Genomic DNA, 19,681 nt, shown 5'->3' with positions numbered 1-19,681 from the left:
AATAATTCAGTATTCATTTTATCTATGCTAGTAATAATAATTGCATTAGGTTATAGATATAGCAAAAAAAAATAATTAAATTATTCAAAACACAGTTGTCTTATTGTATATAATTTATTTGTACTCAATAAGACAGCTTTAAAAAATCAACATTATGGGAAGATTAGGATCTACAGAAATTCTGTTAATTATATTTGTAATACTATTATTTTTTGGTGGAAAAAAAATTCCAGATTTAATGAAAGGGCTAGGTAATGGATTAAGAGAATTCAAAAAAGCTTCTTCTGAGAATGAGAATAAAGATGATGTAAAAAAAGAAAATAATATTTAGATTTCTATTGTTTAAATGAGTAACAATTTGGAAAAACATTTATAATAATATTTTTCATAAACTTTTCACATCACAACACACAAACCACTATATACCAGATAATTACACAACAAATTATTATTACATTAACCACAGTTCATCTAATAATATGTTGAAAATGGGAGCTTCATTATTATGCTAAGCTATAGTCATTGCAATATCCTTCTTAAAATCATAACTAACTTAAAAATTATTCCATGAATAGTACTGTATTGAAGTACTTATTACTCTGCATCCTTTCAATATTCTTAAATGAATTATTGAAGAAAACAGTTTGCTTAGACAAATTATTATACAACTCTCTATCTGAACAACTTACTTCAATACAGATTGAAAAAATTTTTGAGTTTCAAGAAAAATGGCAATGGATTAATTACATATTTCTACCAATATTAATACTAATCAAAACTTCAATAATAGCCACCATTATTTATATTGGTTTATTTTTATCCAATAAAAATCTAAAGTTTAATGTCATCTTAAATATTGTTTTAAAAGCAGAATTTATCTTTTTGTTGGTACCTATTTTTAAAATGATATGGTTTTACTTTTTTCAGACCAATTACACTTTAGAAGATATTCAATATTTCTATCCCCTTTCGGCATTAAATATTACCGGTTATAAAGGTTTAGAAACTTGGTTTATTTATCCTTTTCAGGTTCTTAATTTGTTTGAGCTTATCTATATCATTTATTTAGGATTCGAAATTGGTAAAGTAACCCATACTAATACAGATTCTGGGTTGAAAATTGTGGGGTTAAGTTATGTACCAAGCCTGTTGTTGTGGGTTGCTACTGTAATGTTTTTTACTCTTAATTATGCTTAAAATGACACCAGTCCGAAAAATATTAATCGCAGCTTATATTGTTTTTATTATCATTTACATCATTCAATATTTATTTTATGGCAAAAGTTTGGTCTCTTTTATTTTTGGATTTACTACAATGATACTAATGATATTGGTAATGACACTTTATAAAGGTAATATTAAATGAAAAAACTCTTAAAAACCCTACTTCTAATACTATTTTTAGTGGTGTTGTTGTTTTTAGGTTACCAGATAATCTCTAAAATAAACCATAAAAAAGAAGTAGTACAAAATATAAAAACGATTCCTGATTTTTTGTATCAGGATATAAACAGAAAAAGCTTCACCAATAAAAATCTACAAAAAGCAATCCCGGTTATCTTTATTTATTTCAATACCGAATGCGAATATTGTAATGAAGAAGCTCAAATGATAAGAGAAAATATAGAAAATTTTAAAACTGTTCAATTCATTTTTGTTTCATTTGAAAAACCGGAAAAAATTAAAAAATTCGCTCAAAACCACCAACTCACTCCTTATGATAATGTTCATTTTCTCCATGATAGTAAAGTTACTTTCGCTGCTACTTTTGATGTCAATTCATTGCCTTGTATAGTATTGTATGATAAAGACCAAAATTTAATTGAAAAAATAAGAGGCCAAATAAAACCTGCAATCCTGATTAAAAAACTGAATATTGAATGAATTCAATAAACTTAAAACACATCATTAAAACCCACACTTTACAACTCGATCAATCAGATTGTGGTGCAGCCAGTTTATTGTCTGTCATAAAACTATACAATGGTCATAACGCTATAGAAAAAATTAGAGAATTAAGCGGTACTACAAGACAGGGAACAACAATGCTCGGTTTGTATCAGGCAGCAAATCAACTGGGTTTTACTGCTGAGGGCTGCGAAGCCGATATTCAGGCATTGATCGATCATAAACAGCCTGTTATTTTACATGTTTTAATCGAAAATCAATTACAACATTATATTGTTTGTTACCACTACAATGAAAAAGAAGGTTTTTTAATTGGAGATCCGGCAAAGGGAATTTCTACTTTGTCGATACCGGAATTAGAAAAAATATGGATTTCTAAAACTTGTTTAACACTGAAACCTAATGCCAATTTCGTTACTCAAAAAATGCAGCAAAACTGTCAGAGAAAATGGTTCTTAGATTTACTTAAAGAGGATTATAAGTTAATTTGGATTTCTGTCCTATTGGGCGTTTTTGTTGCCGCATTGGGATTGGCAATGGCACTTTTTTCTCAAAAATTGATTGATGATATATTACCCTCAAACAACATCAATAAATTAATTTCGGGAATTATTTTGTTGACTATTTTACTTTCTGCCCGTGTTGGAATATCTGTTTTAAGACAGTATTTTGTACTTCAGCAATCAAAAGATTTTAATAACCGCATAAACAATTCTTTTTTTTCGTCACTGTTACAATTGCCCAAGCCTTTTTTTGATACCCGAAAAACAGGAGAACTTGTCGCCAGATTAAATGATACTCAACGGATACAAAATGTTATCAAAATGCTTACAAGCACCTTAATAATAGATCTTTTGGTTGCTATAATCTCGTCTGTTTTTCTGTTTTCATATTCCTGGAGGCTGGGGGTAATTTGTGTTTTCAGTCTGCCATTGTATTTTTTCATCATCTATCGCAACAATCAAAAGATCTTATTCTCCCAAAAAGAAGTAATGCAAAGTTCTGCTATAACCGAAAGTAATTTTATCAATGCAATTCAAGGAATTTCGACTATAAAAAATGATAACAAACAAAGTGTTTTCAATCAATTAAACCGGCATCTTTTCGCCAATTATCAGAACCGGATATTTAATCTCGGAAAAATCAATATCACATTATCCTGGCAATCCGGTTTGGCAAGCGTTCTTTTTGTTATTGGTGTTTTAATTTATACTTCTTTACAGGTGTTTAATCATCAAATTAAAGTTGGAGAATTAATGGCTATTTTAGGAATCGTTGGTTCGTTGCTTCCATCAATTGCAAATTTGGCTTTAGTTTCTATTCCGATAAATGAAGCCAAAATAGCTTTTAACAGAATGTATGAATTTGCATCCATAAATAAAGAAAATGAAGAAGGACTTGAAATCGCAGAAATTAATACCATCTCCATCCAAAATCTTTCTTTTCGGTTTGCAGGTCAAAGTGAACTTTTCCATACTATTAATGTAGAAATTGAAAAAGGAAAACTTACCGCTATAGTTGGAGAAAGTGGGAGTGGTAAAAGTACGCTGGGGCAAATATTACAGCGCTTTTACAATTTTGAAAACGGCAATATCATTATAAATGGTATGCACAAACTTCAGGAAACAGAACTTAAAAGCTATAGAAATTTACTAGGTGTAATTCCGCAGGAAATTACCATATTCAACGGAACCGTTATTGATAACATTTTACTCGGAAACATTGATACTCCTGAAAACATGACAGACTTTATCTCTCAATATGGTTTTGAACCTTATTTTAGTCAATTGCCACAGGGATTAATGACTATAGTTGGAGAAGAAGGAATTAATTTAAGTGGAGGACAAAAGCAACTTATTGCTTTAGCAAGAGCTTTATATAAAAAACCTCAGTTCTTAATTCTTGATGAAGCTACTGCTGCCATGGATAGAAATACAGAAAACTTCACAATGGATTTGATTCAAAAAATAAAACCTGCCTGCGCTGTATTATTCATTACTCATCGCATAAACAAACTTAAAAATACTGCTGATCATATTTACATTTTAGAGAACAACACAATATCTCAAAAAGGCAATCATGAAAAACTAATGGAAACTATGAATTTTTATAGTGAGTATTGGAAAGAAAAATAAATAAAAATCTCCCATTACAAAAAAGTATTAATTATTAGAGGAGACAAACAATAATAAATAGAAAGTGCAACTTAAAGAACCTGAACTATCGTTTGTAAGCACTTACGATGAAGAAAAACCATAACAAAATGAAAATGATACAGCTAAAAAAATCAAATAAATTCCTATTTGCAGCGATAATTGGTACTATAATAGGAGTGCTTTTTAAAATTGCAAAATATAAGATTCCAGGAGATGTCTTTCTTGGATTTTCAACATTTATTTGGGTATTTTTTATATACACTTTGATTACATCAAATAAAAAAACAAATCATTAGTCAGATAATCTAGAACTATTTTATTAATCATAAGCAGATCACTCTAGCCATGGTGGTTTGCTTTCAAAAAATACAACAAATAAAATTTATACTTTTAGAAAACAACACAACATCTCAAACAGACAATCATGAAAAACTAATGGAAACCATAATATTACTATTTCAAAATCCGGTTATTATAATTTTATTGATTATAATTTTCTTGTCCAAGCTATTTCCTCCAAAAAATATAAACTCTCTATATGGATACAGAACAGTCAAGTCTATGAGAAACAAATCAAACTGGGACTTTGCGCAAAAATACAGTACAAACCTTTTGTTAAAGCTTCTATCTCTTTTATTCGTTATTCAAATTATATTATACATGGTTTATGGAAGTACACCATTCATAAATATATCAATACTCATAGGGCTGATAATATGTGTAGCACTTGTTTTATACCTAACCGAAAAAAGACTTAAATAAGATAAAGCATGAAATCCAAAACTAAAAAAGAAGCAAAAACTACAAAACAAAAACCTTAATTGTAAAAGCTTCTCAAATGCATGAAGCCTTTTTTATAACTTTCGTTCTTTTCTCAACTCCTTAATTATCTCTTCCAGTTCTTTTATTTGTAGCTCATATTTTCTTATTATTTTTCTATAGACACTATTCAAACCTATTTCGGTTAAACGCTTTTTGTTAATCCATGAATCCGTTTCCTTTCTTACCAGATCTTCCGGAGCAATTTCATAAATCTGACAAAGTTTAATCAGGTGAATTGCCCAGGAAACACTTTGCCCTTTTTCCATTCGCCCATATGCAGATTGCGATATATGTAAAAAAACAGCAACTTGTTCTTGTGACCATTTCTTTCCTTTACGTAATTTTCTCAACCTATTTCCTACTATTGCATTCACTTTTCAAGCCTTTATTATCCCAAAAGTAAGAAACGATTTATTTTTACACGAATTTAGACCTCAAATACCCGATTATCGAATAAGACTTTTTTGAAATTCTCTTTTAGACTTACCTTATCAAATAACTACATTAGATATCAAAACTTTAGGCTGAATCCTGTTTTAATGTTTCTGCTTCTTTTTTAGCTCTTCTATAGTCTTTTGTAACTCTTTTATTCGTCTTTCGTATTGTTGAATCATCTTATTAGATAAAGGATAAAGGTTATTTACAGCATTTATTCTTATCAGATCCAGATCTTCTATATCGTCTATTCTTAATAACTCCTCGGGAGCAATTTCAAAAACTTTACAGATTTTTGAAATGTGAATGGCCCAGGTATGACTTTCACCACCTTCCATCCTCGCATAGGCTGATTGTGATATGAGAAGATATTCTGCCATTTCTTCCTGCGATATCTTTTTACTTTTCCGGAGTGCTTTGATTTTATTACCTACAGCAATATTCATAATTGGTTTGCATATTTACTTACAAAACAACAGAGGACAGTTTTTGATATATATACTCACAAAAAACAGATTATTTTTAAAAATAAAAATAAATCTGTTTTAAAATAATTACAAATTACCCGATAATCGCATAAAATATATGCGCACAAAACAGTAACTTAGTCTTACAAAAACAAATCAATTTTTTTATTCACCAAATCTGAATAAACCAAAACATTAAACCCCAAAAAAAATGATAGATTCAGCATTACTTCTATCTCTTCTTGTAATTATTGTAGCATTAGGATACCGATTTAGTAAAAAACATCCTTAATCAGTTCTAAAGCCACAAATAAAAATAAAACCTACTATTATGAATTCAAATTATAATCCCAATGAAGAACCTGAAAATGAACGGAACAATGATCCGGAAAACTGGATTTGGGGTATTTTCTACTACAATCCGAAAGACAACCGGCTATTTCCTCCAAAAAGAATTAAGGCAATGGGATGGACTATTAATTTTGCAAACCCAAACTCTGTTTTTCTGGGTATCCTTATAATTGCAATTCTTATTATTATAATCGAATCTGTCAAATAACCAAATTCAAAACCATTAGCTGCTTTCGATAAAACGTATAGTAAAAATGAAATTTTTTATATTTAAACATAGTATAGCTATTATAAGCTGTCTTTATTTAGCTTACTTCTTTTACAATTCAAACCGTACAGGCAATATGATAAAAATGGGAACTTCGATTATGTTAGCATTATTTATTTTTGCCTCCATGTTCACTGAAGTAAAAAACAAAAGATAATTTTACTTTAATTCTGGTAAATATACCTGTAACAATATTCAAAGATGATGGAAAATGAAGACGACCCTACCGAAGAAGAAAAGAACAAATGGATTAATGATCCAAACAATTGGGTTTGGGGAATTTTTTATTTTAATCCAAAAGACAAACGATTATTTCCTCCAAAAAAAATAAAAGAGTTTGGATATACAACCAATTTCGCGAATCCTAATTCTGTTTTCGCTCTCCTTATTTTAATGGCGGTTCTAATTATTTTAGGAAGATTCATAAATTAAATTATCAATACACTTTAATTATGACTAAAAAACATATTTCGTTACTTCTTCTAATTATTGGAATACTATTTATAGGCTCAAACTTGATCCCTATAGCATCAAAAGAATTCAAAGACATTACTTTTTCTGATTTTAGACTTTCAATTGGTCCATTCTTAACTTGCATTGCAATGTTTTTAGTGTATAAGAAAGAAAAAAGCATCATAAAACAAGCTAAATAATAACATCAAAAAATTATCTCGCCCTATTATTTTCTGTTTGCTCAATTTCAGATTTCTTATAAGTTGTCTTTTTGGAGTTTCCAAAATTATAAGTTGCGACAAGTTTAAAATAATTACTGGTATAGGTTCTGTGGTAATAAATTTGAGTTTCTCCAACATTATAATCTCCGGAAACCATGAACTTGTGAAAAATATCATTTGCTGAGAAATTGAGTTTTATCGCCTCTTTGAGAAAATTCTTTTCTATTCCTAAAGTTACTGTCGAACGGCTATTTTCACTTCCTAATCCATAACTTCTGTCACTTAAATACCAAGCCAAAAGCTGCAGTTTGAAAAGCTTCGGAATCGTAAATGTATTATTGGAATACAAATAAAACTGAGGTTTTACAGGACTAAAAGCAAATGCATGAAAATTATCTACAGATTTCTGCCAGGTAACACTTATTGTATTGGTAGAGTTCCACCAATTTAGATTGAAAGATCTGGAAAGCGAACTAAAAAAAATATGTCCTTTTTCCAGATTTAAAGCTCTTAAAACATAACTATTTGGCGTATCACCACGCAAAGCGGCGGCTGAAATTGGGTCAATTTTATATGTATATCCTATTTTAAAATCAAACTTTTTATACATCGTACCCACTTCAAAAGCATGAGTTTTTTCCGGAAGCAAATTCGGATTTCCCTCAATTGTAGTAAAAGGATCCTGATACACGATATACGGATTTAAAGCCTGATACCTTGGTCTTGTTATTCTGGCAGCGTACGAAAAATGTCCTTTCCAATCTTCGGAAAAATCAAAATTTAGAAGTGCATTTGGAAAGAAATTGCCATAACTTTTTTCAAATTCCTGAACTTTTTTCGCATCTGTAAATAAGTTATAACTAGTTTTTTCTGCTCTTAATCCAAGTGAAAAATTAAAATTATCATTCCACCTTTTGACATAATTGAAATAAGCTGCAGCAATTTTTTCATTGTATTTAAAATCACTCGAAAGTTCGTCATCTAATTCAAAATCCGAATTATCATCAGAAATAAAGAAATCTGTTCCTGATTTTATAGTAGCATAACTGAACTTTGCTCCTGTTTCCAGCTTTGTTTTTTCATCTATCTTTTTAGTATAATCTGCCTGAATTGCGACAATATTAATCGTGCTTTCAACATTGTTTTTTAAAAATCTTTCCGAATCTGTTTCTTCAACAAAACTATTTTCTTCAATTACATCTCCTATTGTCAGATTGTAATTGGAAAATTGAGATCCGATGAACAATGTTGAACCTTTTTCGGTTGTCAGGTTATAATTCAAATTGATAAACTGATTTAACAAAACATCATTTCTGTCAACATCAGTAGCATAAAAACTATTTCCCGAATTGTTAGTTATCGAATTTCTGCTTTCTGTAATGCCGCCCAAATCGTTCACATTGCCACTATAAGCTAACGAAATATAATCTTTAACAGAAAAATTATACTGAAGTCCAACACCAAAATTAGAGTAATTATTAAATTTTCTTTTCCAGTCTGTCGTCAATTCCGATTTCATAAAATCATCAGGATTTGGGCGGGTTCTAGTCGTATACAACAATTCGCGGTTTCTGCCTAATTGCAAACCGTAATTACTTATAAAAGAGAATTTTCCTTTAGAATAACTAAAATCAAAAAGCGTGTTGTAACTCGTTCCGCCAAATTTAGAAACCGTCACATGCTGGTTTGCTGTACCCATTATACCACTTTCAACATTTTGTCTGGTGATAATATTGATGACTGCTTTTCCTTCGGCATCATATCTGGAAGAGGGATTCGAAATAACTTCAATTTTCGCAATCTGAGAAACGGGAATCGCAGCAAAACGCTCGTAATTTATCAAAACTCCGTTTAGGTACATTATTGCTTCACCTTTTCCGATCACACTAATTTGCCCTTCGGCGACAACCACATTTGTAACCCGGCTCAATAATTCATCTACAGAACTGCTGGTTGCCAATACAGTTCCGTTTACATTGACATCAATATTTCCGTTTGCTCCGTATTTTACTAATGAAGCCTGACTTTTTACAACCACTTCATTTAACTCATTGTGCTCTTTCTCTTTAATAATTACAGTATCTTGAGTAGATTTTAATAACTTTCCGAAGAGCACATCATCACTATAATAACTTTTATCTGTAACTTTTTTTATGCGTTGTGCTTTTATTTCTATTGATGAAAAAATCAGAAAAAAAACATATAGGATAACCAATTTTAGAAATCTCATAAACTTTAACAATTAGCAGTTTGACTTTGATGAAACAAAAGTCAGCTCTTAATTGCTTTATGAGGTAATCGAAAACGAAATCAGGAGTACGAATTTATAATTTGATACTATGTTTATACCTGCAAAGCCTGGGTTTGATAATTTAAAGGCGTAGTTCCTGTATGTTTTTTAAAAGCTGCAAAAAATGTAGATTTAGAATTAAAACCAACATCATAGCCAACCGATTCTAAAGTCAGTTTATCATTTGATGCTATAATTTTGCAGGCTTCGTTTATTCTAAATTCATTGACAAAACTGGTAAAGTTCTTTCCGAGATTGTTATTTAAAAACTGTGATAATTGATGGCTAGAAATATTAATTTCACGGGACAAATCCAGTAAATTCAAATTTGGATTTTTGTACAAACTTTTTTCGTTCATACTCTTTTCAAGTTTTTCAGCTATCAAAACTGCTTCCGCTGATTCGATTTTTTTACCTGAATACTTCGTTCCATTCAATAAAAACAAATCATCTGTTTTCTTTCGGTATAAAAGAATAGAAATAATTAGATACAAAATAAAAGAGAAAACTACTGCACCACTAATATAAGTTGCAGCTGGAGCCCTCATAATCGCTAAAAAATAAAAAAGAAACAATAAAAAATTACCCAGAAAAAGTGTTCCAAACCATATTTCAGACGGACTTGCTTTTTCTTTTGTATTGAAAATTTTCTTTAAAATACCACGAATCACGAATCCAGAAAAAACAATATATAAAAACCACTGAAAGTATATGATTCTAATAAAATAAAAACTCCAAAGTGTTGGATAAGTTTGGTAAGGATATAGCATTCCGACACCAAGAATTAGAATTCCCCAAAAGAGCAGCATTATCTTCCATGATTTTGGCATTACATTGATTTCATAAACTGCCGATCTTAGAAAATAATACAAACATGGACCAATGAAAAAACAAGCCGTAAGCCCTAACTGCAAGTACATTTTTGGCAGTTCTGGATCAAAATAAATAAAAACAGATTTCCCAATTCGGATGCTTAAAGCAAACAAAAGTGCTCCAAGGAAATAATTCGTCAGGTATTTTTTCTTCGTAAAAAAGAAAAAATAAACGCCAAGAATGATTCCGTTGAAAGAACCCAAAGCACTAAAAAAAAATAAAAGCTCTTTGCCCGTATCCATAAATTATGTTGTTTTATACCAAACAAAGCTAAAAAAAAGATTGATTTATGAGAAAATTTTCACTTTAATATATAAATATTTAAAATCAGAAATTAAGCTTAAAACCAGTCAATCCCCTAATAAATTAAAGCTTTACAATTTCTTGATTATAAATACTACTTTTGATTTTTTAGAGTTAAAGTATTTATGTTGAAAAAATTACTGTTACTAACGGTTTTTATTTGGTATTCCGGGCTTCAGGCACAGGAAACGGAATCATCGTACAAAACCAAAAAAGTAATAGCAACACGCGATACGATTCATTTAGAAGAATTCAGTATCAACTCCAGTTTTTTTCAGCTTTTAAACACTAAAAATCAGCCTGTAGATTCGAGTTTTTACAAAGTCGATTTTAAAAAAGGAACTTTAGTTTTAAACGAGAAACTAGGCTCTGCTTCTGATACTTTAATTATAAACTATCTAAAATATCCCGATTACCTGACCAGAGAATACAGCCTTTACAAATCAAATCAGATTGTAACAAATGATATTGGCAGCGAAAAATTATATAAAATAGACAACTCAAATGCGCCAAAAGTCACTCCTTTTGACGGTTTAAATACTTCCGGAAGCATCACTCGTGGTGTTACAGTGGGAAACAACCAAAACACGGTTTTAAATTCTAATCTGGATTTGCAGATTACCGGAAAAATATCCGATAAGGTTAGTCTTCGCGCCTCACTTCAGGACAAAAATATTCCGTTGCAGGATGGTGGTTATTCGCAAAAACTGGATCAGTTTGATAATATCTTTATGGAACTTTTTAGTGACGACTGGAACATTCGCGCCGGAGATGTTTTTTTGGAAAACCGGAAAACTCAGTTTTTAAATTTCAATAAAAAAGTTCAGGGACTTGCTACCAGTTTTAATTTTGGTACAGAAGAAAGCAAAACCAACATCTTTGCTTCGGTTGCTTTTGTAAAAGGGCAATATGCCAAAAGTACTTTTACGGGACAGGAAGGCAATCAGGGACCCTATAAACTAAAAGGTCAAAATGGCGAATTGTATGTTCTGGTTATTTCAGGTTCAGAACGGGTTTATGTAAATGGTGTTTTACTAAAACGTGGCGAAAACAATGATTATGTGATCGATTATAATGCCGGAGAAATTACTTTTACTTCTCTTTTTACGATTACTTCAGAGATGAGAATTAATGTCGAGTATCAATATTCTGAACGAAATTACAATCGACTGGTGACGTATGCAGGTGCTACACATGAAAATAAAAACTGGAGTTTTGGCGGTTATGTTTATTCTGAAAATGACATGAAAAATCAGCCTTTACAACAAAATCTTTCTAAAGAACAGGTTGAAATTCTGAGTCAGGCGGGCGACGATCCTAATTTAATGAAAGCGCCATCAGCCTATATTGATACTTATGCCGATAATAAGATCCTGTACAAAAAAACTTTAGTCAATTCTGTCGAAATTTATGAATACTCAAAAGATGCCAGCGCTGTTTTATATAATGTAAAGTTTAGTCTTGTAGGCAATAATGCCGGGAATTATATTATCCAGAACAACAATTCGGTTGAACGTATTTATCAATATGCCCCGCCCGTTAATGGCATTTTACAAGGAAATTACGAACCTATTGTAAATCTGGTTGCCCCGATAAAATTACAGGTCGCCACTTTTTTAGGGAAATATAATCCGAATGAAAAAACACGGGTTGATTTTGAAATTGCTGTAAGCAACAATGATAAAAATTTATTCTCGAAGATTGATGATGGCGACAATAGCGGGGTTGCCCTTAAAACCAATATTAAAAAACGCCTTTTTACCCGAAACTGGACATTAGATGCTTTTGCAAATTACCAGTTTGTTCAGGCAGATTTTAGATCAGTTGAGCGTTTGTATAATATTGAGTTTAATCGTGACTGGAACTTAAACACTACACTTTCCGGAAATCAGAGTTTATTGGTTACCGGTGTAAATTTTGATTTATTTGCCAAAAAGAAGACTTCGAATATTGGTTTATTTACTTATCAGTTTGAGAAACTGGATTATACCGAAAGTTATTCCGGAGCGAGACACACCACAACTGCGCTTTTTAAATTGCAAAACTGGACGATCGAAAACCAAGGCAGTTTTTTAAATAGTGATGCTACTAATTCGACTTCAAAATTTATCAGAAACCAAACCCGGACCAAATATCATTTTGGCAAAAACTGGATTGGTGCCAGTATGCAGCTTGAAAATAATCAGCAAAAAGATAAAGTTACCAATCAGTTTTCGGCTTTAAGCCAAAGGTTCTCAGAGTATGGTACTTTTATTGGCCGGGGAGACAGCACTAAGGTTTTTGTTGAAATTGGATATTTACAGCGCAGGAACGATAGTTTGCAAAACGGATTATTACAGCATGTAAACAATTCGCAAACTTATTATTTAAAGTCAAAACTGATTCAGAACAAAACAACAGATTTAGCGGTTTATGCCAGTTATCGTAATTTGGATTTTACGGATGCTGCACGCAAAAATGAACCTTCTTTAAATTCCAGAATACTTTACAATGATCGCTTTTTTAATCAGCTCATGCAAATTGGTACGGCTTATGAAACCAGTTCCGGAACTATTGCCCAACAGGAGTTTACTTATGTTGAAGTGCCAACCGGTCAGGGTGTTTATACCTGGAATGATTATAATGGTAACGGAATTCAGGAATTAGAAGAGTTTGAAATTGCAGCTTTCCCCGATCAGGCACGCTATGTCCGAATCTTTTTACCGAATCAGATTTACATCAAAACCAATCAGAATAAATTTTCACAATCTCTTATTTTGAATCCTTTACAATGGCAAAACGATAAAGGTTTCAAAAAACTGATTTCTTATTTTTACAATCAGACTTCCTTTATTATGGATCGAAAGGTAAAAAGTATGGGCGAACGCTTAGAACTCAATCCGTTTAATTCTTCTGAAGAAAATATTTTAGGACTCAATTCAAGTTTTAGAAACAGTTTATATTACAACAGAGGAAAACAAAAACATTCCGTTACTTATACCTACCTTATTAATAAAGGAAAAAATTTGCTTTCGATAGGATCACAAAATGTTACCAATGGTTCTCATCAGTTTCAGTACACCCATTTATATCAAAAAAGCTGGCTGTTTAACTTCTTTACCAAAACGATCAAAACAGATTTGGTTTCTAAAGATTTCACAGAGAAAAATTATGATTTAAAAGGATATCAGCTGGCACCAAAAGTGAGTTATTTGTTTTCGAAAAATACGAGCCTGGATTTTTTCTATGAATTTCAGAATAAGGAAAATCAAATTGGGAATTTTGAAACGCTGGTACAAAACAGGCTGGGAACTTCTTTTTCTTTTGCGGGAGAAAAAAAGGTAACTGTAAATGGTGAATTTTCTTTTTATCAGAACAAATTTAACGGAAATGAGTTTTCGTCTGTCGGTTTTCAGATGCTTGAAGGACTTCAGGCAGGGCAAAATTTAGTCTGGAAACTGCTTTTACAGAAGAATATAACGCAGTTTCTGGATGTAAATTTAAATTATCAGGGGCGAAAAAGTGAGACAGGATCTGTGGTTCACACCGGAAATGTTCAGCTTCGCGCTTATTTTTAACACTTTACGAAAAACCTACGAAAAAATTGATTAATTTTAATTGAAATTTAAACTCTAAACCTTATGAAAAAATTATTATTAATCTGTTTGTTAGTTGTTTTCTCTTCTAATTTCTACGCACAGGAAACAACTGCAAAAGCCGCTAAGAGCAAAACAGAAGCTACCGCAAAAAAAGCAAAAGCTGACGCTAACAAAGCGAAAGCCGACGCAAAAAAAGAAGCTGATAAATCTAAAAAAGCAGCCGACAAAGCTACAGATGCAACAGCAAAAGCCAAAAAAGAAACTGCAGATGCTGCCAAAAAAACAGCAGACAAAGAAGCTGCAAAAGCAAAAAGTGAAGCTGCAAAAGCAAAAAAAACAGCTACGGAAGCCACAAAAACTGACGTAAAAAAAACAGCAACTAAAGCTGACGAAACAGCAAAAGCAGCTAAAAAAGATGCCACAGCAGCTAAAACTTCAGCAACTAAAACGCTAAAAGAAACGAATGAAAAAGCTCCAAAAGTAGCAGACAAAGTTACGGGAGAGTATAACGGGAAAAAAGTATATACAGGACCAAAAGGTGGTAAATACTACATTAATAAAAACGGAAACAAAACATACATTCAGGACTAAAAACAGCTGAATGTTAGATAAAGAGGAACTATAAATAGTTCCTCTTTTTTTTTGCTGTATATCTAAACAAACCAAATATTAGTTAACATATAAGTAACCTTATACTTTGATTCTTACTTTTATCGAACTCTTTTAACGGATTTTCTAGCCTGGACAGGAATATAGAGTTAATAATTTAGTAATATGTGCGAAATAACACAAAAAACATATTTCTTTATCTTCGTTTCCAAAAAGCGTTAAATTATGAGCATTGATTACTCTGCGAACAAAACAATATTAGTTGCTCCATTAAACTGGGGATTAGGCCATGCCACAAGATGCATCCCGATTATAAAAGCGCTTCAAGAAAACAATTATATTCCAATAATAGCTTCTGATGGTGTTGCGTTAGCATTATTACGAAAAGAATTTCCTTACATACAATGTCTTGAACTGCCTTCTTATCATATTGAATATGCCAAGAATGGCAAAAACTTTAAATGGAAACTGATTAAGAACCTGCCTAAAATGATCGTCGCTATTTTAGACGAGAAAAAAATGGTAAAAAGCTGGATCAAAAAACATGGCATAGACGGTATTATATCAGATAATCGTCTGGGGGTTTTTAGCAAAAAAGTCCCATCTGTGTTTATGACGCATCAGCTCAATGTGATGACGGGAAATACAACCTGGTTTACCAGTAAATGTCATCAGTATATTATAAAAAAATATAAAGAATGCTGGGTTCCTGATACCAACGAAAAAATAAATTTAACGGGGGACCTTGGACATCTTAAAACAAATCATCTTAATTTAAAATATATTGGTCCTTTAAGCAGAATGCGTAAAAAGGAAACACCAAAACAATATGATCTGATGATTATTTTATCCGGACCGGAACCTCAACGTACGTATCTGGACGAAAAATTACAAAAAGAAGTTGCTGATTATAAAGGTAAGGTCGTTTTTGTACAAGGAATTGTAGAAAAAACACAAACCAAATGGCAGGCAGGAAATGTTACCTATTACAATTTTATGAACTCCAAACAATTAGAACAAACCTTTAATGAAAGTGATTTTGTTTTATGTCGTTCCGGTTATACTACAGTAATGGATTTGGCAAAACTGGGCAAAAAAGCTTTTTTTATTCCAACTCCGGGTCAATATGAACAAGAATATCTGGCGATAAAACTTCAGGAAGAAAATCTGGTACCGTATGCATTGCAAAACGACTTTACCATTGAAGATCTTTCAAAAGTAAAGTCGTTTAAAGGTTTAACTCAGTTTAACGATGCTATAGACTGGGATTCTTTGTTTACCGTTTTTGAGGATTAATTTTTAGAAATTAAACTGCGCTTGCAATCGCAATAAGTTTCCTTGTTGCCTGTTGATTGGAAGTGCGCTGTCCTCAAAAGTCCTGTCAGCAATTACATATTCTGCCGTAAGCTCAAAAGCTTTGATCGGCTGCCATTCTATTCCAATTTCATAATCTCTGACAACATAACTTCTGGCATCTTTTTCGTATTTTTTTCCTCCGTCATAATACTGAAATTTGGCGAAAGGATAGATATGCTGTTTTTTGATATCCAGTTTATAGTTTAATAATACATAACCTCCGTTCAAATCAGTCTCATCGACTGTGTTCGTTAATGTATTATAACGAGGTCCGCGTCCTACATTGTATTCGGTTTGGATTCCGAAGGGTTTTGGATACAAAACAAAAGTCGCTCCTACTCTCTGGTCTTTTACATATTGCGGATCATCAACTTTTACTCCAGGTGAAATTTCGCCTGTAAAAGCCCATTTTCCGGTATACGCCTGAATTCCGGGTTCGATAATCTGGTTTCCAATTACAAAAGGATAAGTAATTCTTGCCACCACATTGAGATCTCTGTTACCATCCAGTTTATTGGCAATTTGTCCATTGTAAACTCCAAAAGCAAAAACTCCAAAATCGCCGGAACCTTTGTAGCCATCTTTTACCAGCATGGCAAAACGCTCTCTGATTTCGGCCGGAGCCCAATAGAAAAACATACCTAAATCACGTTCATTTAATATGGCGCTGTTCATGGCATCGTTACGATCTAATGTCAATCGCTGAGAACTGGATTGCATATTTTCGAATCCGTAAGGGATTTTACTTTGTCCTACACGTACCCGATATTCCTTTTTCTTATCGAAAGAAAGATCAAAATACAAATCCCTGATCTGAACAAAGTTCTGTATTCCTGTACTTGGCGAACTGGCAAAATCAGGCTGAAAATAGAAAAATACATTTGGGTGAACCTGTCCGGAAAAGACTAAACGGGCACGACGAATAAAGAGTCCGTTGTTGGCTTTGGCATCCGGTTCTGTAGAAGTTGTTCCCCAGGATTTATCACATTGTTCGCAGGAAACTTTATCATTTGTAGAAAACAAACCATTGTATCGTATTTGCGCATATCCCCTTAAAGATATTCTGTCATACCAATGTTCTTCTCCGCTAACTCCTGATTTTGTATCCGGAAGTTTTGCTTTGTTGATCGAATCTAAAATACGCATTACTTCGTTTTTTACATCCTGTTTGTTCAAATCCTGGGCATTTGCTGCAAAATTTATCAGCAATAAAACGGCAACTAATTTTCTTTTTATCATCCTTTCTCTAATTCCCTTAATTTCAAGGTGCAAAGATGACTCACCTATGTTAAGAAATCATTAACAAGATGTTACTATAATAAAAATTTAATGTTACGGAGTCAGTTCGTAAGTTGATAAATTGTTAAAACGCCATGTTTTAAACAATTTCCCTTAAATCAAATTACAATTACTTAACGTCGTTTTTTATGGTTTTATGTGCTTTTTCAAGCGTAAAAGAGAATTCAGAACCAATTCCAAACTCACTTTCTACATATACTTTCTCTTTGTGCGCTTCGATAATATGTTTCACTATTGCCAGTCCTAAACCAGAACCGCCTTCAGAACGCGTTCCGCTTTTATCAACTCTGTAAAAACGTTCAAAAAGCCTCGGAATGTTTTGTTTTTCAACACCTTCTCCATTATCACTAATACGAATCAGGACTTTTTTCTTGGTTAAATTAACGACTCCAACTTCTGTTAATCCGCCTTCTTTACCATATTTAATAGAATTTACAATCAGGTTTTCTAAAACTTGCTGAATTCTGTCCTGATCTCCGCGAATGATAACTGATTGTACATTTTTGCTTTCAAAAGCCAATTTGATTTTCTTTTTATCGGCTTTCATTTCCAATAAATCAAAAACATTCTGGATAAGTTCAACAATATCAAAATCAGTCATATTTAAATCTAAATCACCTGACTCTAATTTGGTAATCATGTCCAAATCTTCAACGATATATATCAATCGCTCTACTCCTTTTTCGGCACGCTTTAAATACTTTTTGCGAATGTGTTTGTCATCCATCGCCCCGTCCAGCAAAGTCGAAACATAGCCCTGAACCGTAAACAAAGGGGTTTTAAGTTCGTGCGAAACATTTCCTAAAAACTCTCTTCGGTATTGCTCTCGAATTTCAAGCATTTCGATTTCCAGTTTTTTATCTGTAGCAAACTTTTTCACTTCGCGTGAAAGTGTTTCCATGTCAGTCGTTATTGGCTGATTGATAAGTGTTGTCGATTCCAGTAAAGAAACCTCATCATAGATTTTTTTAACTCTTCGGTAAATAAAGCGCTCTACGCGGTATTGCAACACCAAAAAAGAGAAAATATAAATTGATATAATAAAAATTATTCCAAATGCAATTTGATGTTCTAATTGATTTTTATAGAATAAATGCATCAGGATCAACACAAATCCTGTCCCAAAAAGGCTTATATATAATGCTGATTTTACAGCGAATTTGTATGTTTTTTTAAAATTAATTTTCATTTAATTATTGAACCATTAAGAGATTAAGAAATAGTAAGCTTAACTCAAAAACCATATAAGAAATTAAAGCTCCTTTGATCTTTAATTCCCTATATGGTTTATATTTTATTGTTTTAAATAAATTCGGATGAGTTTAAATCTTAACTAAAATTCGATAGCCAAAAGCATTAGTATCTTAGTATCTCAGAACCTCAGTATCTTAAAAATTTAAACTTCGAATTTATAACCAACTCCTTTTATTGTTTTAAAAAGGTCTTCGCCTATTTTTTCGCGTAGTTTTCTAATATGAACATCGATTGTTCTTCCGCCCACTACAACTTCATTCCCCCAAACTTTATCCAGGATTTCGTCTCTTTTAAAAACTTTACCCGGTTTTGAAGCTAACAAATAAAATAATTCGAATTCTTTTCGTGGCAAAGCAATTTCGACATTGCCTTTTATGATCTTGTATTCTTCGCGATTTATCTCGATTCCGCCCACATTTAGGGTATCGCTAACAACTTCTTGTTCTTTTAACCTTCTTAACAAAGCCTTTACTTTACTAACCAATAATTTTGGTTTTATTGGTTTTGTAATGTAATCATCTGCACCCGCATCAAAACCAGCAACTTGTGAATAATCTTCGCTTCTCGCCGTTAGAAATGTTATGATAACATTATTTAATTCAGGAATCTTTCTAATGTGTTCGCAAGCTTCCATTCCGTCCATTTCTGCCATCATTACATCCATAATAATTAATTCCGGCAATTCTTTCTGAGCCTTTGCTATAGCTTCTTTTCCATTAGAAGCTGTTACAATCTGGTAGCCTTCCTGAGCAAGGTTATAGCCAACGATTTCTAAGATATCTGGTTCATCGTCAACTAATAAAATCTTGGTTTGTGTTTTTTTCATAAATAGCAAAAATTGAGATTTTTACATCAAATTTTCTTGATTATACATTCGATGTTTTTTATTTCACAGCGTAAATATACTAACAAAATAACCGTTAAAAACTGCGGTTAACGGTAATTTAATCTGGTAACAATTTGATAATCTATAGGACACAAAAACATAACAAGTGCCTAACATGAACTTTACAAGGCGGTTCTTTCTTTGCACAAAAA

At 32.1% G+C, this 19,681-nt stretch carries 18 protein-coding genes; 11 read left to right on the top strand and 7 right to left on the bottom strand.

Annotation, left to right across the window (positions count from 1 at the left end; translation table 11 throughout):
- Positions 1–154 precede the first annotated feature (154 nt).
- The 5 genes from tatA to A4F88_RS25915 all read left to right on the top strand — a co-directional run bounded on the left by tatA (position 155) and on the right by A4F88_RS25915 (position 4,826).
- Positions 155–331, top strand: a complete 177-nt coding sequence (gene tatA / locus A4F88_RS09075; RefSeq protein WP_068842243.1) for a twin-arginine translocase TatA/TatE family subunit — start codon at positions 155–157, stop codon at positions 329–331.
- Positions 332–567: 236 nt separating this feature from the next.
- Positions 568–1,197, top strand: coding sequence for a hypothetical protein (locus A4F88_RS09070; protein WP_068842242.1), 630 nt, complete (start codon positions 568–570; stop codon positions 1,195–1,197).
- A gap of 165 nt (positions 1,198–1,362) precedes the next feature.
- Positions 1,363–1,884 carry a peroxiredoxin family protein gene (locus tag A4F88_RS09065; protein ID WP_068842241.1) on the top strand — a complete coding sequence of 174 codons (522 nt, stop codon included), beginning with the start codon at positions 1,363–1,365 and terminating at the stop codon, positions 1,882–1,884.
- Entirely contained in the window at positions 1,881–4,043 is a 2,163-nt protein-coding gene (locus tag A4F88_RS09060) for a peptidase domain-containing ABC transporter (RefSeq protein WP_068842240.1), read from the top strand. Before A4F88_RS09065 ends, A4F88_RS09060 begins: the two co-directional genes overlap by 4 nt.
- A gap of 366 nt (positions 4,044–4,409) precedes the next feature.
- A complete protein-coding gene (locus A4F88_RS25915) occupies positions 4,410–4,826 on the top strand; it encodes an SdpI family protein (protein WP_082815729.1) in 417 nt (138 codons plus the stop codon).
- A 92-nt stretch (positions 4,827–4,918) separates the two neighbouring features.
- Here the strand turns inward: A4F88_RS25915 and A4F88_RS09045 are convergent, their stop codons facing one another.
- Positions 4,919–5,260: a helix-turn-helix domain-containing protein gene (locus A4F88_RS09045; RefSeq protein WP_068842238.1), complete on the bottom strand. Its 342-nt coding sequence runs from the start codon at positions 5,258–5,260 to the stop codon at positions 4,919–4,921.
- A gap of 162 nt (positions 5,261–5,422) precedes the next feature.
- Positions 5,423–5,767 carry a helix-turn-helix domain-containing protein gene (locus tag A4F88_RS09040; RefSeq protein WP_068842237.1) on the bottom strand — a complete coding sequence of 115 codons (345 nt, stop codon included), beginning with the start codon at positions 5,765–5,767 and terminating at the stop codon, positions 5,423–5,425.
- A gap of 352 nt (positions 5,768–6,119) precedes the next feature.
- On the opposite strand from A4F88_RS09040, the gene A4F88_RS09035 reads away from it, so the two are divergent.
- From A4F88_RS09035 to A4F88_RS25395, 3 genes are all read left to right on the top strand, one after another.
- A complete protein-coding gene (locus tag A4F88_RS09035) occupies positions 6,120–6,347 on the top strand; it encodes a DUF5808 domain-containing protein (protein ID WP_068842236.1) in 228 nt (75 codons plus the stop codon).
- A gap of 261 nt (positions 6,348–6,608) precedes the next feature.
- A complete protein-coding gene (locus tag A4F88_RS09030; protein WP_245179064.1) occupies positions 6,609–6,839 on the top strand; it encodes a DUF5808 domain-containing protein in 231 nt (76 codons plus the stop codon).
- A gap of 20 nt (positions 6,840–6,859) precedes the next feature.
- Positions 6,860–7,060, top strand: a complete 201-nt coding sequence (locus tag A4F88_RS25395) for a hypothetical protein (RefSeq protein WP_143155018.1) — start codon at positions 6,860–6,862, stop codon at positions 7,058–7,060.
- A 13-nt stretch (positions 7,061–7,073) separates the two neighbouring features.
- Here A4F88_RS25395 and A4F88_RS09020 read toward each other — a convergent pair whose 3' ends face one another.
- Both A4F88_RS09020 and A4F88_RS09015 read right to left on the bottom strand, forming a co-directional pair.
- Positions 7,074–9,311 (bottom strand): outer membrane beta-barrel family protein, encoded by a 2,238-nt coding sequence (locus A4F88_RS09020; RefSeq protein ID WP_068842234.1) that lies wholly within the window; start codon positions 9,309–9,311, stop codon positions 7,074–7,076.
- A gap of 113 nt (positions 9,312–9,424) precedes the next feature.
- The gene (locus A4F88_RS09015; protein WP_068842233.1) at positions 9,425–10,486 is read right to left on the bottom strand and encodes a helix-turn-helix domain-containing protein; all 1,062 of its coding nucleotides are present in this window, start codon (positions 10,484–10,486) and stop codon (positions 9,425–9,427) included.
- 186 nt (positions 10,487–10,672) lie between these two features.
- Between A4F88_RS09015 and A4F88_RS09010 the strand changes: the two genes are divergently transcribed.
- From A4F88_RS09010 to A4F88_RS09000, 3 genes are all read left to right on the top strand, one after another.
- Positions 10,673–14,104 carry a hypothetical protein gene (locus A4F88_RS09010; RefSeq protein ID WP_068842232.1) on the top strand — a complete coding sequence of 1,144 codons (3,432 nt, stop codon included), beginning with the start codon at positions 10,673–10,675 and terminating at the stop codon, positions 14,102–14,104.
- A 63-nt stretch (positions 14,105–14,167) separates the two neighbouring features.
- Positions 14,168–14,716, top strand: a complete 549-nt coding sequence (locus A4F88_RS09005; protein WP_068842231.1) for a hypothetical protein — start codon at positions 14,168–14,170, stop codon at positions 14,714–14,716.
- 243 nt (positions 14,717–14,959) lie between these two features.
- Complete coding sequence (locus A4F88_RS09000) at positions 14,960–16,030, top strand: glycosyltransferase (RefSeq protein WP_068842230.1); 1,071 nt, start codon at positions 14,960–14,962, stop codon at positions 16,028–16,030.
- A gap of 3 nt (positions 16,031–16,033) precedes the next feature.
- On the opposite strand, the gene A4F88_RS08995 is transcribed toward A4F88_RS09000, so the two are convergent.
- From A4F88_RS08995 to A4F88_RS08985, 3 genes are all read right to left on the bottom strand, one after another.
- Positions 16,034–17,329 carry a porin gene (locus A4F88_RS08995; protein WP_068842229.1) on the bottom strand — a complete coding sequence of 432 codons (1,296 nt, stop codon included), beginning with the start codon at positions 17,327–17,329 and terminating at the stop codon, positions 16,034–16,036.
- Positions 17,330–17,498: 169 nt separating this feature from the next.
- Positions 17,499–18,578 (bottom strand): sensor histidine kinase, encoded by a 1,080-nt coding sequence (locus A4F88_RS08990; protein ID WP_068842228.1) that lies wholly within the window; start codon positions 18,576–18,578, stop codon positions 17,499–17,501.
- A gap of 207 nt (positions 18,579–18,785) precedes the next feature.
- Entirely contained in the window at positions 18,786–19,469 is a 684-nt protein-coding gene (locus A4F88_RS08985) for a response regulator transcription factor (protein WP_017496206.1), read from the bottom strand.
- Positions 19,470–19,681 lie beyond the last annotated feature (212 nt).

The sequence above is a fragment of the Flavobacterium chilense genome (assembly GCF_001602525.1).
Lineage (GTDB): Bacteria > Bacteroidota > Bacteroidia > Flavobacteriales > Flavobacteriaceae > Flavobacterium > Flavobacterium chilense.
The sequence above is the reverse complement of the archived record's forward strand: the minus strand, read 5'-3'. Positions and strand labels throughout refer to the sequence as shown.

What these genes read in the sequence shown, in the direction of transcription:
- A4F88_RS09015 (WP_068842233.1), bottom strand. Translation starts at nt 10,486, where the DNA reads ATGGATACGGGCAAAGAGCTTTTATTTTTTTTTAGTGCTTTGGGTTCT.
- A4F88_RS08985 (WP_017496206.1), bottom strand. Translation starts at nt 19,469, where the DNA reads ATGAAAAAAACACAAACCAAGATTTTATTAGTTGACGATGAACCAGAT.
- A4F88_RS09030 (WP_245179064.1), top strand. Translation starts at nt 6,609, where the DNA reads ATGATGGAAAATGAAGACGACCCTACCGAAGAAGAAAAGAACAAATGG.
- A4F88_RS25395 (WP_143155018.1), top strand. Translation starts at nt 6,860, where the DNA reads ATGACTAAAAAACATATTTCGTTACTTCTTCTAATTATTGGAATACTA.
- A4F88_RS09005 (WP_068842231.1), top strand. Translation starts at nt 14,168, where the DNA reads ATGAAAAAATTATTATTAATCTGTTTGTTAGTTGTTTTCTCTTCTAAT.
- A4F88_RS09020 (WP_068842234.1), bottom strand. Translation starts at nt 9,311, where the DNA reads ATGAGATTTCTAAAATTGGTTATCCTATATGTTTTTTTTCTGATTTTT.
- A4F88_RS09035 (WP_068842236.1), top strand. Translation starts at nt 6,120, where the DNA reads ATGAATTCAAATTATAATCCCAATGAAGAACCTGAAAATGAACGGAAC.
- A4F88_RS09065 (WP_068842241.1), top strand. Translation starts at nt 1,363, where the DNA reads ATGAAAAAACTCTTAAAAACCCTACTTCTAATACTATTTTTAGTGGTG.
- A4F88_RS09010 (WP_068842232.1), top strand. Translation starts at nt 10,673, where the DNA reads ATGTTGAAAAAATTACTGTTACTAACGGTTTTTATTTGGTATTCCGGG.
- A4F88_RS09040 (WP_068842237.1), bottom strand. Translation starts at nt 5,767, where the DNA reads ATGAATATTGCTGTAGGTAATAAAATCAAAGCACTCCGGAAAAGTAAA.
- A4F88_RS25915 (WP_082815729.1), top strand. Translation starts at nt 4,410, where the DNA reads ATGGTGGTTTGCTTTCAAAAAATACAACAAATAAAATTTATACTTTTA.
- tatA (WP_068842243.1), top strand. Translation starts at nt 155, where the DNA reads ATGGGAAGATTAGGATCTACAGAAATTCTGTTAATTATATTTGTAATA.
- A4F88_RS08990 (WP_068842228.1), bottom strand. Translation starts at nt 18,578, where the DNA reads ATGAAAATTAATTTTAAAAAAACATACAAATTCGCTGTAAAATCAGCA.
- A4F88_RS08995 (WP_068842229.1), bottom strand. Translation starts at nt 17,329, where the DNA reads ATGATAAAAAGAAAATTAGTTGCCGTTTTATTGCTGATAAATTTTGCA.
- A4F88_RS09070 (WP_068842242.1), top strand. Translation starts at nt 568, where the DNA reads ATGAATAGTACTGTATTGAAGTACTTATTACTCTGCATCCTTTCAATA.
- A4F88_RS09000 (WP_068842230.1), top strand. Translation starts at nt 14,960, where the DNA reads ATGAGCATTGATTACTCTGCGAACAAAACAATATTAGTTGCTCCATTA.
- A4F88_RS09060 (WP_068842240.1), top strand. Translation starts at nt 1,881, where the DNA reads ATGAATTCAATAAACTTAAAACACATCATTAAAACCCACACTTTACAA.